Raw genomic sequence first — 15,017 nt, 5'->3', positions numbered from 1 at the left:
CCGCGTTGTAGTTTGAGACTGCCATTAAAAGGAACAGGTTAAACAATACGGCAGGCGTCAGCTTCCCAACGGTAACCGACACCGTAAACGGCACGGATAAATGACTGCTCGGCGTCGAGAGATTCCAGCTTGCGACGCAGGTTTTTAATGTGGCTGTCGATAGTTCGGTCGGTTACCACGCGGTAGTCGTCGTAAAGATGATTGAGCAATTGCTCGCGGGAGAATACTTTACCCGGTTCATGGGAGAGCGTTTTCAGCAGACGAAATTCCGCAGGCGTCAGGTCAAGCATTTTGCCACGCCATGAAGCCTGAAAACGGCCTTCGTCGATAATCAACGGACTTTCGGCATCCTGTTGCTGCAACTCGCGCTGCGGTTTGCAGCGGCGCAAAATGGTCTTAACGCGTGCCACCACTTCACGCGGGCTGTACGGTTTACAGATGTAGTCATCGGCACCAATCTCCAGCCCCAGCAGGCGATCGATCTCTTCAATTTTCGCCGTCACCATCACAATTGGGACATCGGAAAAACGACGAATTTCCCGGCAAAGTGTCAGACCATCGGTGCCTGGCAACATCAGATCCAGCAGGATAAGGTCCGGCGGGGTCTGGCGCACGTAGGGCAGTACCTGATCGCCGTGGCTGATAAGCGTCGGCGCATAGCTCGCGGCACGCAGATAATCGATGAGCAACTGCCCTAACTTGGGTTCATCTTCCACGATCAAAATTCGTGGCGTGTTTTCGTCGATAGGTAATTCGGTCATACTTCTCTCTGTAAATCCCGTTCCAGCGGTAACTCTACTGTAATGCTTACCCCGCCAAAAGGCGAATGGGCAGCAATAATGCGGCCATTATGTGCTTCAACAATGTTCAGGCAAATCGCCAGCCCCAGCCCGGAACCGCCGCTGGCACGGTTGCGGGAACCTTCTGTGCGGTAAAAACGCTCAAACAGTTTTTGCAGCTGATCATCACTGACGCCCGGCGCGCTGTCGGCAAAGGTCAGGCGCACCGTTTTATCGTGCTGTTCGGCGGAGATTTGCAGGCTGCCGCCGCTGTCGGTGTAGCGCAGGCTGTTTTCCAGTAAATTATTGAACAACTGCATTAAACGGTCGCGATCGCCAAATACGGTGATGCTATCCGGCAGGGAAAATTGCAGTTTCAGGCCACGGCTGGCGAATCGTTCACGAAATGCGCCGCCCGCCACTTCCAGCAGTGGGATCAAATCTACCGATGCTTTTTGATAGGCGAGAGCGCCTTCATCAGACATCGACAACTGATGGAGATCGTCAACCAGTTTGGTCAGTGTACCGACCTCCGCCTGTAAAGACGCCACCGTCTCCGGCGTGAATTTACGCACGCCATCCTGAATGGCTTCCAGTTCACCGCGCAGCACCGCTAAAGGCGTGCGCAGTTCGTGAGAAATATCGGCCATAAAATCGCGGCGCATTTGCTGGTTTTTCTCCAGCGTGCTGGCGAGCTGGTTGAAGTCTTGTGCCAGTTTCCCCAGTTCATCTTCGCTGGTGGGCGTCACGCGAGTGGTGAAATCGCCCGCCGCCAGTTTGTGCGTGCCATCCACCAGTCGTTTCACCGGAGCCAGCAAACCGCGTGCCAGTGGAAATGTCGCCAGCGCCGCTAATAGAGTAGATAACGCCACAATCAGCCAGCTGGTTTGCCGCTGTTGCTTATCAAAATTGATATCGGTATTGCGGGTCAGTCGCTCGACTGGAGAGGCTATTACCGCGCCAACTTCAACACCATTGACCAGAATCGGCCGCCGTGTACCGTCCAGTGGAATGGGTGCGCGTGGGCCAACCAGCACTTTGTTGTTTTGATCAACTACCCAGAACTGGGTTCGCCAGCCGTGCGGCGGCATACCGGGGCCGGGCTTATCGTCGTTGCTATCGTGTTCAAGCGAACGCAGGATCTGAAATACGAAGCGATCGTTATTACGCAGAAACCGCCAGTTACCGTGCTGGGCGTATTGCTCGCCAAGCGCGTCGCCAAGCATTTGCAGCCGTTGCTCATTACCATGCTTGATGTAATCAATAAAACCACGCTCAAAACTAATACGTACCGCCCAGTGCATTGTGATCAGCAAGACGATGCAGGTGGCGAAGATCGCCAGAAACAGTTTGCCGGTAATGCCGGGTCGCCAGAACTTCATTGCGCGCTCCTTTTTCTCCGCGAAATAGCCACGTTTTGATGCGTATCGTTCGGCACTCTGGCAAAGATGAACGCCGGAAGGGCGATAAGAAACGCCATACTAAGCCAGGTGTACATAAAGACAGTTTGTGTCGTGCCGCTGTCAACGCTGACATGCTGCGAACCAAAAAGTCCCAGCAACAGCCCGGCGATGGTGACGCCGATACTCATCGACAATTGCATAATCATCGACAGCAGACTGTTGCCGCTGCTCGCCAGATTGTCTGGGAGATCTTTCAGCGTCAGGGTGTTCATGGAGGAGAAACGCGTTGAGTTGACCATTCCTTGTAAAAACAGAACAAATGGCAAAACGTAGTACCAGCCAAGCATCGCGGTGGTCATAAACAGTAATGTGACCAGCGACAGACCCAACGTGGTTGCCACCAGCACCCGACGATAACCAAAGCGGTTAACCACCTGCACCACAATACGCTTCATTCCCATGCTGCCGAGCACCATCGGGATCATCATCAGTCCGGCATGGAACGGTGAGAAACCAAGGCCAATTTGCAAGAAAACCGGCGTCATAAAGGGCAACATACCGCTGCCAATACGTCCGGCAAAACTCCCCGCCAGACCCAGCGAAAAGGTGCGGGTGCGGAACAGTTTCAGACTGAAAAGGGCGCGGTGGTTATTTCTGGCGTGCAGCAGATAAAGCATCAGTGCCACTACGCCAACCGCCACCAGGCCAGCAATCGTCAGCGGCGAAAGTCCTGTGCCTTTACTGCCATCCAGCGCCAGCGTTAACACTGCCATGCCAACCGCCAGCAACAGAAAGCCGGAGAGATCGAAGCGCCGCGTCTGCATGGTGTAGTTTGGCATTAACATCAGTGTGGCGATCGCACCGATAATCCCCACAGGAATGTTGATCAAAAAGATCCAGTGCCACGACGCGTACTCCACCAGCAGACCGCCGAGCGCCGGACCGAGCAGCGGACCGACCTGACCGGGCAGAGTAACGAAGGTCATCGCCGCCATATATTGCTCGCGCGGTACGATTTTCATCACCGTCAACCTGCCGACCGGCACCATCATCGCACCGCCAACGCCCTGTAACGCGCGTGCCAGCAACAGTTCGTTCAGCGTGCCGGAAAGCGCGCAAAACAGTGAACCGAGGGTAAACAGCACGATGGCGGTAAAGAAAATATTGCGCACGCCGACTTTGTCCGCCAGCCAGCCGCTGGCAGGCAACATCACCGCTACGGTCAGCACATAAGAGACAATGACCATGTGCATATGCAGCGGGCTTTCCCCGAGGCTTTGCGCCATTGAGGGAAGGGCGGTGTTTACGATGGTGGTGTCCAGCGACTGCATAAAGAAGCCGAAAGCCACAATCCACAATTGCCAGCGGGTGCTGTCAGGAAGATCTGTCATTTACTCGGTTACCGTTTCTTTAGATTTTCGCGAAAAACGCAGCCGCAGACGGTCGAAAAAGAGATACACCACCGGCGTGGTATACAGCGTCAGGAGCTGACTCATTACCAGACCGCCGACAATAGTGATCCCCAATGGTTGACGCAGTTCCGAGCCGTCGCCGCCAGATAACACCAGCGGCAGCGCGCCAAACAATGCCGCCAGGGTAGTCATCATAATCGGGCGAAAACGCAGCAGACAGGCCTGGAAAATGGCTTCCTGCGGCGTCAGATTTCCATTCCTTTGAGCTTCAAGCGCAAAATCGACCATCATAATGGCGTTTTTCTTCACGATGCCGATTAATAGCATGATCCCTATCAGGGCGATTAGGCTGAACGGGGCATTGAACAGCTCCAGCGCCAGCAGCGCTCCAACGCCCGCCGAGGGCAGAGTGGAGAGAATCGTCAGCGGGTGCACGTAGCTCTCGTACAACATTCCCAGCACGATATACACCGTGGCGATGGCTGCGATAATCAGGATCACCTGCGAGTTCATCGTCTCCTGGAACACCTGCGCCGTTCCGGCAAAACTGCCGCGCACCGTCGAAGGCACACCAAGCTGGGTCATTGCGCGATCGATCGCCGCACTGGCGTCCGAGAGCGATTTTCCGGTCGGCAGGTTGAACGAGATGGTCGAGGCTGCCGATAATCCCTGATGATTCACCGACAGCGGAGCGTTCGCCGGTTGCCATTTAGCGAAATACGACAGCGGGATCGCTTTGCCTTCGTTATTGATAACGAACATTTTTTCCAGCGCACTGATGTCCTGGGTATAGCGCGGATCCACTTCCATCACCACTTTGTACTGGTTCATCGGCTGGTAAATGGTCGAGATTTGCCGCTGACCGAAGGCGTTATTCAGCAGACTGTTAGCGGCCTGCACGTCGATTCCCAGCCGTGCCATGGTGTCACGGTCGTAAACCAGGTTCATCTCTGCGCCGTTGTCCTGCTGGTCGGAATTCACGTCCGCCAGTTCCGGCAACGTTGCCAGTTTTTTGCGGATTTTCGGCTCCCATTCGCGCAGCGCCGCCAGGTCATCGGACAGCAACGTGTACTGATAGCTGGCGTTCGACTGACGTCCGCCAACGCGAATATCCTGTACCGCCATCAGGAACAGATTCGCCCCCGGCTCTTTCGCCAGCTTCACCCGCAGACGGTCGATAATTTGCTGCGCCGTTTCGCTGCGTTCATCGCGTGGCTTGAGGGTGATAAACATCATTCCGCTGTTAACCCGCGAACCACCGGTAAAGCCAGTGACATTATCCACCGCCGGATCGTCACGGATAATTTTCATGAAGTCCTGCAACTTACCGCGCATGGCCTGAAACGAAATGCTCTGATCCGCCTGTATCCCGCCCATCAGCACGCCGGTGTCCTGCTCCGGGAAGAAAGTTTTGGGGATTGAGATATACAGCCAGATATTGAGCGCAATAGTACCAAGCAGCACCACGCCCACCAGACGGGTGTGATTGAGCACCCATTTCAGCGACTTACCGTAGCCTTGTTGCAGGGCAACCAACATGCGACCAAAACCACGCAGTCGCTTTTGCTCGCGCGGCTTGCTGGCTTTCAGCATCCAGCCACACATCATTGGCGTTAGCGTCAGGGAAACCAGCAACGAAATACCAATGGCCACGGAAAGCGTCACGGCAAACTCGCGTAACAGGCGGCCCGGCAATCCGCCCATCAACAGCAGCGGCAGGAACACCGCCACCAGTGACAGACTCATCGACAGCACCGTAAAGCCGACTTCACGGGTGCCTTGCAGCGCGGCCTGTAGCGGTTTCATCCCCGCTTCCAGATGACGGGCAATGTTTTCCAGCACCACGATGGCGTCATCCACCACAAAGCCTGTGGCGATGGTGAGCGCCATCAGCGACAGGTTATTGAGACTGAAACCGCACAGGTACATTGCCGCAAATGTACCAATCAGCGAAACCGGCACCGCAACGGCGGGAATAATAGTGGCGCGACCCGAGCGCAGGAATAAAAAGACCACCAGAATCACCAGCGCCACCGAGATAATCAGCGTTTGCTCGACTTCTTCCAGCGAGGCGCGAATGGTGGGGGAGCGATCCTGGGCAATTTGCAGATCAATTGCCGCCGGAATGGTTTCCTGCAACTCCGGTAATTTTGCCCGGATGCTGTCAACCGTCTGGATAATATTGGCTTCTGGCAGTTTGCGGATCATCAGCAAAATAGCCGGTTTGGCGTTGGTCATCCCGGCGTTGCGTACATCCTGCACCGAGTCGGTTACCGTCGCCACATCGCCCAGACGAACCGCGCCGCCATTGTTGTAATGAATAATCAGCGGCTGATATTCGGCGGCGGTTTTCAGTTCATCATTGGTCTGGATCTGCCAGCGGTGAGTGCCATCTTCCAGCGCCCCCTGTGGTTTACGCACGTTGGCATTGCTGATGGCGGTGCGTACATCGTCCAGCGAGACGCCCTGATTAAACAGCGCCTGTGGATTCAGCCCGACGCGTATGGCGGGCAGCGAACTGCCACCGACATCGACATCACCGACGCCGTCGATTTGCGCAATCGTCGGGGCAAGCTGTGTTGAGGCGAAATCGTACAGTTCACCTTGCGAATAAGTATCGGAGGTTAGCGTCAGGATCATAATTGGCGCATCCGACGGGTTCGCTTTGCGATAGGTCGGACGGCTGGGCATCCCGCTGGGCAGCAGACTTTGTGCGGCGTTGATCGCAGCCTGTACATCGCGCGCCGCGCCGTTGATATCCCGGTCAAAATCAAACTGTAAAATAATGCGCGTGCTGCCGAGCGAACTGCTGGAGGTCATTTCACTGACTCCGGCAATGCGCCCAAGCGAACGTTCCAGCGGCGTGGCAACGGAAGACGCCATTGTCTCCGGCGATGCACCGGGCAGCGAGGCGCTGACCATAATCACCGGAAAATCAACCTGCGGCAGCGGGGCGACCGGCAGCATACGGAAGCCCAGTATGCCGCACAGGGTAATGGCGACCGACAGTAAAATCGCCGCCACCGGGCGGTAAATGAAGAGGGCAAAAAACTTCACTTACGCCTCCTCTTCATGACGAGCAAAGCGGCTTTTGGTCCACAATGCCAGGCGGTCGAACAGCAAATAAATCACCGGCGTGGTAAACAGCGTCAGCACCTGGCTGACAACCAGACCGCCGACCATACCGATGCCTAACGGACGACGCAGTTCCGCGCCGACCCCGGTACTCAACATCAGCGGCAGCGCGCCAAGCAGAGCCGCCAGAGTGGTCATCAGGATCGGACGAAAACGCAACAGACAAGCCTGGTAGATGGCATCGCGCGGCGACATGCCTTGCTCGCGCTCAGCAGCCAGCGCGAAGTCGATCATCATGATGGCGTTCTTCTTCACGATACCGATCAGCAAAATAATGCCGATAATCGCAATCACATCCAGCTCACTACCGGCAATCAATAACGCCAGTAGTGCGCCGACACCTGCCGTGGGTAGCGTCGAGAGAATGGTGATCGGGTGAATAAAACTCTCGTACAGAATGCCGAGCACGATATACATCGCCACTACCGCCGCGACAATCAGCCAGACAGTGCTGCCCAGCGCCGACTGGAAGGCGAGGGTGCTGCCCTGAAACTGCGTGGTGATATCCACTGGCAGATTCAGCGTCTTCTCGGTGTCCATAATCGCCTGCACCGCATCGCCGAGCGAATAGTTATCCGGCACGTTAAAGGAGATGGTGGTGACCGGGAACTGATCCAGATGGTTGATGGAGAGCGGCGCAAAACGCTGCTCAATTTTGGCAATTGAACTTAGCGGCACCACGCCGCCGTCGCTGCTGGTCAGGCGAATGGTATCCAGCGCCGCAAGCCCTGGGGTATTTTCGGTGTTGTGTTCCAGCACCACGCGATACTGGTTAGCCTGAGTATAAATAGTGGAAATCAGTCGCTGACCAAACGCGTTGTACAGGGCGTTATCGACATCCGCCATGCTGATCCCCAGACGGCTGGCGCTGTCGCGATCAACATTGACATACGCCACCAGCCCTTTGTCCTGCCAGTCGCTGGAGACATCAGAAAGCTGTGGCAGCTGCTGGAGTTTTTCTATCAACTGCGGCACCCAGGTACTGAGCGCATCCAGTGAGGTGGCCTGCAAGGTAAACTGGTACTGGGTGCGGCTGACCTGTGTATCAATAGTCAGGTCCTGCGTTGGTTGCAGGAAGAGATCGACGCCCGGCACTTTATCCACCGCCGTTTGCAGACGGGCGATGACTTTTTGCACCCGATCATCACGTTCATCCAACGGTTTGAGGTTGATCTGCAAACGCGCACTGTTCAGCGACGGGTTAGTGCCATCAACGCCAACAAATGAGGTCAAACTTTGCACTGCCGGATCCTGCAAAATCACGTCCGCGACCTGGCGTTGCCGCTGGGCCATATTGGCAAAGGAGCTGGATTGCGGTGCCTGCAAAGTGCCCTGAATAATGCCGTTGTCCTGTACCGGGAAGAAACCTTTCGGAATGAACACCCACAATAGAACGCTTAGCAGCAGCGTGCTGAGCGCGACGCTTAAGGTCAGCCACGGGTGATTCAGCACTTTCGCAAGTCCACGACCATAGGCGGCGATTATCCTGTCGAACATTTTCTCCGAGGCACGGGAGAAGCGGTTCTGTTTACGCAACGACTCCTGGCTGAGCATCCGTGCGCACATCATCGGTGTCAGGGTCAGCGACACCACGGCTGAGATCAAAATCGCGACTGCCAGAGTAATAGCAAACTCGCGGAACAGTCGCCCGACGATATCGCCCATAAACAGCAGGGGGATCAACACCGCAATCAGTGAGAAGGTCAGCGAGATAATGGTAAAGCCGATTTCACCTGCGCCCTTGAGCGCCGCCGCCAGCGGTTTTTCGCCTTTTTCGATATAGCGGGAAATGTTTTCGATCACCACGATGGCGTCATCGACCACGAATCCGGTGGCGATAGTTAACGCCATCAGCGTCAGGTTATTGATTGAAAAATCGAGAAACACCATAACCGCGAAAGTGCCGATTAACGACAGCGGTACAGCAACGCCGGGAATGATGGTCGCCGGAATATTGCGCAAAAACAGGTAGATAATCATTACTACCAGCGCGATAGCCATCATCAATTCAAACTGGGTATCGTTAACTGAAGCGCGGATGTTGGTAGTGCGATCGGAAAGCACCGTCACCTTCACCGATTTCGGCAAACTCTCGGTGAGCTGAGGTAACATCTGACGAATACTGTCAGCGGTGGAGATAATGTTAGCACCTGGCTGGCGCTGAACATTCATCACAATGGCCTGTTCTTTATTCGCCCATGCGCCGAGCCAGCTGTTTTCTGCGCCTTGTTCTACGGTTGCGACATCGCCAAGACGAATCGGCGCGCCGTTCTGGTAGGCAATGATTAGCTGGCGATACTCTTCGGCGGATTGCATCTGGTCGTTCGCGGAAAGCGTGACCGCACGGGAAGGGCCATCAAGGCTACCTTTCGCCGAGTTAACGTTAGCGCCGGTAATGGCGGTGCGCACGGTTTCGCTGGTCAGACCGAGTGCGGCAATTGCCTGGGCGTTAAGTTTGACGCGAACAGCCGGACGCTGACCGCCGGAAAGTGTCACCAGCCCGACGCCGGAAATCTGCGAGATTTTCTGCGCGACGCGGGTTTCCACCATATCTTCTACCTGCGTCATCGGCATGGCTGTTGAGGTGACGGCGAGCGTCATGATCGGCGGATCTGCCGGGTTCACTTTGCTGTAAACCGGCGGGTTAGGCAGATCGCTCGGCAACAGGTTAGTGGCGGCGTTAATCGCGGCCTGCACTTCCTGCTCGGCGACATCCAGCGGTAAGGTTAGCTGGAACTGCAAGGTGATAACTGACGCGCCGCCGGAACTTTGCGACGACATTTGTTTCAGGCCGGACATCTGCCCAAACTGGCGTTCGAGCGGCGCGGTAACGGCAGAGGTCATGACATCCGGGCTCGCACCGGGGTAGAGTGTAACCACCTGAATGGTCGGATAATCCACTTCCGGCAGTGCCGAAATGGGAAGGGCGCGATAACCGATAATCCCGGCGAGTAAGATCGCCACCATCAGCAGCGTGGTGGCGACAGGACGCATAATAAACAGGCGCGACGGGCCGCCTGTGCTGCTCGGAGGTAACACCTGCATCAGGAGCGCGCTCCTTTTTTCGCGTATTCGCGGCTGGTGGCTTTCTCTTCCGGAGTGGTGGCGCTCTGGGCTTCCACCACTTCCACTTTCGCCCCTTCGGTCAGGCGATCAATGCCGTCCGTCACCACGCGATCGCCCGCAGAAATACCTGCGCGGATCACCACTTTCTGACTGTCCTGAATGCCCGGCGTCACCAGATGTTTGCTGACTTTGTTTTCGCTATTCAGTACCCAGACAAAATGGCCTTCGTTGCCCATTTGCAGGGCGGCGGTGGGGATCACCACGGCGTTTTGTTCGGTGTCGACTAACATGCGGGCGTTAACAAACTGATTGGGAAACAGCGCATCATCCTGATTATTAAAGCGTGCTTTCACTTTAATCGTACCGGTAGTGGCATCGATTTGGTTATCGAGACTTAACAGCGTGCCTTCACTTAATTTCTTCGAGTTGGTGCGATCCCAGGCTTCAACCACCAGCGGTTTTCCGGCTTTTTGTGCTTGTACAACGGTAGCGATATCGCTTTCCGGCAGGGTAAAGACTAAATCGATAGGATGCGTCTGGGTGATCACCACAATCCCGGTGGTGTCGCCACTGGAGATTTGGTTACCAACATCAACCTGCTTCAGGCCAACGCGACCATCGACTGGCGCAGTAATCCGGCTCCAGTCGAGTTGCAGCTGTGCGCTGGCGACGCTCGCTTCATCGGCTTTAATGGTGCCTTCGGTTTCACTGACCAGCGCCTGTTGGGCATCCAGTTCCTGACGAGATACGAGATTGGTTTTTGCCAGTTGTTGATAACGCGCCAGGTCACGGCGGGCGTTGGCAAGTGTGGCTTTATCTTTTGCCAGTTGGCCCTGGGCTTGTGCTAATGCAACTTTGAACTGGCTGGGGTCAATTTCTGCCAGCAAATCGCCTGCTTTGACCTGCTGGCCTTCCTGGAAATGTAACGCCATCAGTTGACCATCTACGCGACTGCGCACCGTAACGGTGTTAGCAGCGGTAATAGTGCCAAGCCCGGTGAGGTAACGCGGAACTGCCTGTTCTACGGCGGTCGCCGCCTGAACCGGGGCTAATGGGCCGGAACGCATTCCACGGCGACCACCCGCTGGCGATTGCTGCGCTTGTTTCGTCGCACCTGGGGCTGCGCTCTGGGATTCATTGCTGCCTTGCCAGAACCAGAATGCGGCGATGGCGGCGATAACCACCACGATTACGATTACCCAACGGGATTTATAACTGCCTTTCATCGTTAAGAGTTTCTCTTCCTGAAACGTTTCGCGGAATGATACTAGTGTAGCCAGCCAATAAGGGAGAAAAATGGAGGAATTATGAAACAGTTTCGGGAATCGTCTGAATGACGGTGCGCTTTGCGAGCATGCATCCAGTAATGACACAAGAAACTATTTTATACGCAGGTTAGCGATAGACTGCGTACATGGCAATAAGGAGGTAACCCGAAGATTTCAGCGGGATGCTGAAACGGGAAAGCCCCTCCCGAGGAAGGGGCCTTAAATAAGGTAAGTTGCATATTTAAAATTTCTTTAACTATCAATAAATTAACATGAACAGGTCATTATTAGTCAAAATAAAATCATTTGTCGATTTCAATTTTGTCCCATTCCCGTCCACGGCTGTCCCTATACCGCGCCGCCATTGAATCTGATTTATGCCCGAGAAGACGTTGAGCAAACTTATCGCCAATCTGGTTCCGGTATAGCCTCGCAGACAGGCTACGCAGTTCATGGAATGTTGGCGGGTCTCCATCAAATGAGAGTCCAGATGCATTTCTCGCCTTTGTAAAATACTTCGATACTGTTTTCGGGGAAAGTGGTTCGTGATGCGTTGATGCAATTATTGTTTCACTGCCGCTGGCCTTCCTGCATTTCTGTAGTGTATCAGCCAATGAGATATTGAGCGCGTCAATCCTTAGCGTCAGCGGAATGGCGAGCTTAGCCCCTGTTTTACCCTGTTCAATGTGAAGATGGTTGTCGTTTATGTCTGACCATTTCATTCTGCACAAATCGCCGACTCTCTGCCCTGTAACGACAGCCAAATCCATCGCCAGTCTTAGCCAGATTGGGAGAGGTTCGGCTGCATGGTAAATCTCGACATACTCATTAGCTGTCAGCCTTGAGCGCCTTACTTCTGACTTTGCTGTGCGGGTTGCTGTTACCGGATTCGTTGCTACATGCCCCTCGGCTATTGCCTCACGAAAAACGTCAACAAGGGTTGACCTGATTAATTTTGCGGAAGCCGCTTTACCTTCTGCTACGTAGGTGTTTAGCATTGCTGCCACCTCTTTCGTTGATATGTCAGCGAGCGGTTTGTCCGGCAATTTTCTTCGGATTGCCCTGATTTTGCTGGCGTAGTCGAGTAGAGTTTTCGGCCTGATACCCCTCTCGCTGAGGATTGTTTCATATCGGTCAAGCCACGCATGAAGAGTGATTACGTCAGCGCCTTTAATTCTGTCTATCAGTGACTCGCGCCCGCTGTCTGATAGCAACTCAATGTTGGCCTGTATTGCTTCAGTGATTGCTATCCTTCTGTCTCTTCCTAATCCGAACTCTTTACCCGTCCTTGGGTCCCTGTAGCAGTAATATCCATTGTTTCTTATATAAAGGTTAGGGGGTAAATCCCGGCGCTCATGACTTCGCCTTCTTCCCATTTCTGATCCTCTTCAAAAGGCTACCTGTTACTGGTCGATTTAAGTCAACCTTTACCGCTGATTCGTGGAACAGATACTCTCTTCCATCCTTAACCGGAGGAGGGAATATCCTGCACTCGCGTACCCATCGACGAACTGTTTCAAGGCTTCTTGGGCGCCGCTGGCGTGCGTTCCACTCCTGAAGTGTCAAGTACATCGCAAAGTCTCCGCAATTACACGCAAGAAAAAACCGCCATCAGGCGGCTTGGTGTTCTTTCAGTTCTTCAATTCGAATATTGGTTATGTCTGCATGTGCTATCTGCGCCCATATTATCCAGTGGTCATAGCAGTCGTTGATGTTCTCTGCTTCGATAACTCTGTTGAATGGCTCTCCATTCCATTCACCTGTGACTCGGAAGTGCATTTATCATCTCCATAAAACAAAACTCGCCGTAGCGAGTTCAGATAAAAGAAATCCGCATTAAGCGGCGTCGGTGAATTCAAATAAAAAACCGGCTTGCGCCGGCTCTCTCATCTTTCTGTCTACCCATGCTGATATCGATGGCGGGTGCACCTTTTCAATAGCAGCGCGAAGTACAGCTGTACGTGCCAGTTTGTCGGTAATCTCAGGAAATCGCTTCTCTGTCTTCGGTACGTTAACAGCAACATTAGTAGAATCCGCACTGGCGAACGGATACATACCAAGAACTCTCACGTCGAGCATTCGAAGACCATGAATTTTCACTTTCAAATTACGATTGATATAAAGCTCAGTGAAAACTTCATCCATTCTCTGTTCCCACCATTTAGAGCGTATGTGCCTGTGTGGGCCGCAGCATCCAATCGCCACCCATTCAAATTTGCCAGAAAGGCGTAAAAGACGTTCAATTGATTCGTCGGTATGCCAGACCGGAACCGCTTTTGATTTTAGCCAATCAGGAACAAACTCAATCTGCTCGTCGTTTTCTTCCTCTGTCCCTTCGATAACGTCGGGTATAAGAAACCATTCAATTCTGCTGAACCACTTCCCAACAAAGTCGTAGAATTTTGCTCGTCTCTTACTCCAGTCTACCGGAGTGCCTTTCTTTAATGCTTTCATCCAGTCGCTAAAAGCGCCGTTATCAAGGCGTATATCACAAGGGAACATGGCAATCTTTTTCATCTGCTCTGGTCTGGCAAATGAAACAAAAGCCCCACCATCACGGTAAAGGGCTTTAATCAGCATATCTGTAGGGGCATGCTCATCACCCCATATTGGGCTGCCGTGAAAGTGGATGGTCATATTATCCCCATATAAAAGAAATCCCCGCGAATGCGAGGATTGTTATTCACCTTTGACTGCAAGTTGCAGGATAGCCACGGTTAACCTCCTGCGGTGGTTACGGTAGCGGCATCCAGTGAGTTGAGCTCTCTACTTCGATGCCGTCTTTGTCCACAAAAGCCATCTTATTCCCGCCTCGAATGGGGCAAAAAACCTTATCCCAGGAACCGGGGAATACATTCCCGAGATCATCGCACAGAATCACATCGCAATATTCAGCAGGAACTGCATCACTACAGCTTATCCAACCATCTGGAGCTACCGGCGCTGGTTGGGCTGTATAAAGCGGTGTTATTTCTGCCCGAAAGTCACCTATTTCATGCAGTCGCACCCACCGTTCGACTTCTGCTTTGTCAGAATACAGAGCAGTGAACGTATTATATTCATTGTCAATTTGCGTGAAGGTTGCCTTCCACGCCACCGGCTCTGCTTCCAGCGATGCCAGTGCGATACGAAACACATTAGCAAGCAGACTGTTTGACGATTGGTTATCGTGCGCCGCGTCGCTCAGGAAGCCAGTGATGAATGATTTAATCTCCGCGCTTTCTCTCGTAATAGTGGTCATATCAGTTTTCCTTATACGGATTAATTTTATTGTGTAGTGCGTTGAACGACGCCCATACCACGTCGTTATACAATTCAATAACTGGCTCAATTATTTTCCCGATTCCCCATACCAGAATTAACGGGGATATCGGTATCATCAACACGATAAACAGAATGAGAAACAGGAATTCTGTTGCTCTGCTCTTTCGCGGATAATTTTTCCTGAATAGTGTAGTCATATCACTCCCATTTAATTTGCCTAGAACCGTGATTTCTCCAGCGGTTTTGTGCCGCACTTCTACGTCGCCTGACACCGTAAAAATGCGTTGGTAACCACCTGGCAAGGCCAGAAGGCGCATAACGAACAACAAGTCGATTTGAGATGCGGATAAGCTGCCCGGGCTTTGCTGTAAGCAGTTTTGCTTTACGGTTTTTCATCGCTTTGCTCTCCTGCGTTTCTTTGCTGCACGGCGTGCCGCTGCAATACCGGTACGACGTTTCGGTGCCGGGATGACGTTGTCAGCCACCAGGACATGCGGCACAACTGTTAACGACGACGCCCCGAACCGCACCAGATACGGCACTAAACAATTTTCCATCCGCGTTTCTCACCTCAATTGACCTGAATATCAGTAATTGTTTGTTGCAACCATTCTTTAGTTAATTCTGCCATTTTTATTACCGCCCTTTCGGGCGGCCTCCTGATGTTCTGAGGGTGCAGAAATCCCTCCG

Annotated in this window: 13 protein-coding genes; all 13 read right to left on the bottom strand. The window is 53.4% G+C overall.

Annotated features, from left to right (window positions below; translation table 11 throughout):
- Window positions 1-38: 38 nt before the first annotated feature.
- The gene (gene baeR / locus FEM44_RS00645; RefSeq protein ID WP_115723966.1) at window positions 39-761 is read right to left on the bottom strand and encodes a two-component system response regulator BaeR; all 723 of its coding nucleotides are present in this window, start codon (window positions 759-761) and stop codon (window positions 39-41) included.
- Complete coding sequence (gene baeS, locus FEM44_RS00640; protein WP_135521994.1) at window positions 758-2,161, bottom strand: two-component system sensor histidine kinase BaeS; 1,404 nt, start codon at window positions 2,159-2,161, stop codon at window positions 758-760. The genes baeR and baeS overlap by 4 nt, the downstream gene beginning before the upstream one ends.
- On the bottom strand, window positions 2,158-3,573 hold the full coding sequence (locus FEM44_RS00635) for an MFS transporter (protein WP_135521996.1): 1,416 nt from the start codon (window positions 3,571-3,573) through the stop codon (window positions 2,158-2,160). Before FEM44_RS00635 ends, baeS begins: the two co-directional genes overlap by 4 nt.
- Window positions 3,574-6,651, bottom strand: coding sequence for a multidrug efflux RND transporter permease subunit MdtC (gene mdtC / locus FEM44_RS00630; protein ID WP_135521998.1), 3,078 nt, complete (start codon window positions 6,649-6,651; stop codon window positions 3,574-3,576). It lies immediately after the preceding gene.
- Window positions 6,652-9,774, bottom strand: coding sequence for a multidrug efflux RND transporter permease subunit MdtB (gene mdtB / locus FEM44_RS00625; RefSeq protein WP_135522000.1), 3,123 nt, complete (start codon window positions 9,772-9,774; stop codon window positions 6,652-6,654).
- A complete protein-coding gene (gene mdtA, locus FEM44_RS00620; RefSeq protein ID WP_135522002.1) occupies window positions 9,774-11,021 on the bottom strand; it encodes a multidrug efflux RND transporter subunit MdtA in 1,248 nt (415 codons plus the stop codon). The genes mdtB and mdtA overlap by 1 nt, the downstream gene beginning before the upstream one ends.
- Before the next feature lie 344 nt (window positions 11,022-11,365).
- Window positions 11,366-12,439 carry a tyrosine-type recombinase/integrase gene (locus FEM44_RS00615; RefSeq protein ID WP_135522004.1) on the bottom strand — a complete coding sequence of 358 codons (1,074 nt, stop codon included), beginning with the start codon at window positions 12,437-12,439 and terminating at the stop codon, window positions 11,366-11,368.
- Entirely contained in the window at window positions 12,417-12,635 is a 219-nt protein-coding gene (locus FEM44_RS00610) for an excisionase (protein ID WP_001303849.1), read from the bottom strand. The genes FEM44_RS00615 and FEM44_RS00610 overlap by 23 nt, the downstream gene beginning before the upstream one ends.
- A gap of 39 nt (window positions 12,636-12,674) precedes the next feature.
- A complete protein-coding gene (locus FEM44_RS00605) occupies window positions 12,675-12,842 on the bottom strand; it encodes a hypothetical protein (protein WP_000545725.1) in 168 nt (55 codons plus the stop codon).
- Window positions 12,843-12,899: 57 nt separating this feature from the next.
- The gene (locus tag FEM44_RS00600) at window positions 12,900-13,700 is read right to left on the bottom strand and encodes a hypothetical protein (RefSeq protein WP_135522006.1); all 801 of its coding nucleotides are present in this window, start codon (window positions 13,698-13,700) and stop codon (window positions 12,900-12,902) included.
- 97 nt (window positions 13,701-13,797) lie between these two features.
- On the bottom strand, window positions 13,798-14,304 hold the full coding sequence (locus FEM44_RS00590; protein ID WP_138158832.1) for a DUF551 domain-containing protein: 507 nt from the start codon (window positions 14,302-14,304) through the stop codon (window positions 13,798-13,800).
- Window position 14,305: 1 nt separating this feature from the next.
- Complete coding sequence (locus tag FEM44_RS00585; RefSeq protein WP_135522240.1) at window positions 14,306-14,524, bottom strand: DUF4014 family protein; 219 nt, start codon at window positions 14,522-14,524, stop codon at window positions 14,306-14,308.
- A gap of 195 nt (window positions 14,525-14,719) precedes the next feature.
- Window positions 14,720-14,884 carry a hypothetical protein gene (locus FEM44_RS25090; protein ID WP_167850655.1) on the bottom strand — a complete coding sequence of 55 codons (165 nt, stop codon included), beginning with the start codon at window positions 14,882-14,884 and terminating at the stop codon, window positions 14,720-14,722.
- Between the last annotated feature and the right edge of the window lie 133 nt (window positions 14,885-15,017).

Source organism: Escherichia sp. E4742 (assembly GCF_005843885.1).
Classification (GTDB): domain Bacteria; phylum Pseudomonadota; class Gammaproteobacteria; order Enterobacterales; family Enterobacteriaceae; genus Escherichia.
This window is presented reverse-complemented; position numbering and strand designations above follow the sequence as displayed.

Coding starts and splice junctions, on each gene's coding strand:
- baeR (WP_115723966.1), bottom strand. CDS start 761: ATGACCGAATTACCTATCGACGAAAACACGCCACGAATTTTGATCGTG.
- baeS (WP_135521994.1), bottom strand. CDS start 2,161: ATGAAGTTCTGGCGACCCGGCATTACCGGCAAACTGTTTCTGGCGATC.
- FEM44_RS00635 (WP_135521996.1), bottom strand. CDS start 3,573: ATGACAGATCTTCCTGACAGCACCCGCTGGCAATTGTGGATTGTGGCT.
- mdtB (WP_135522000.1), bottom strand. CDS start 9,774: ATGCAGGTGTTACCTCCGAGCAGCACAGGCGGCCCGTCGCGCCTGTTT.
- mdtA (WP_135522002.1), bottom strand. CDS start 11,021: ATGAAAGGCAGTTATAAATCCCGTTGGGTAATCGTAATCGTGGTGGTT.
- FEM44_RS00615 (WP_135522004.1), bottom strand. CDS start 12,439: ATGGGAAGAAGGCGAAGTCATGAGCGCCGGGATTTACCCCCTAACCTT.
- FEM44_RS00610 (WP_001303849.1), bottom strand. CDS start 12,635: ATGTACTTGACACTTCAGGAGTGGAACGCACGCCAGCGGCGCCCAAGA.
- FEM44_RS00605 (WP_000545725.1), bottom strand. CDS start 12,842: ATGCACTTCCGAGTCACAGGTGAATGGAATGGAGAGCCATTCAACAGA.
- FEM44_RS00600 (WP_135522006.1), bottom strand. CDS start 13,700: ATGACCATCCACTTTCACGGCAGCCCAATATGGGGTGATGAGCATGCC.
- FEM44_RS00590 (WP_138158832.1), bottom strand. CDS start 14,304: ATGACCACTATTACGAGAGAAAGCGCGGAGATTAAATCATTCATCACT.
- FEM44_RS00585 (WP_135522240.1), bottom strand. CDS start 14,524: ATGACTACACTATTCAGGAAAAATTATCCGCGAAAGAGCAGAGCAACA.
- FEM44_RS25090 (WP_167850655.1), bottom strand. CDS start 14,884: ATGGAAAATTGTTTAGTGCCGTATCTGGTGCGGTTCGGGGCGTCGTCG.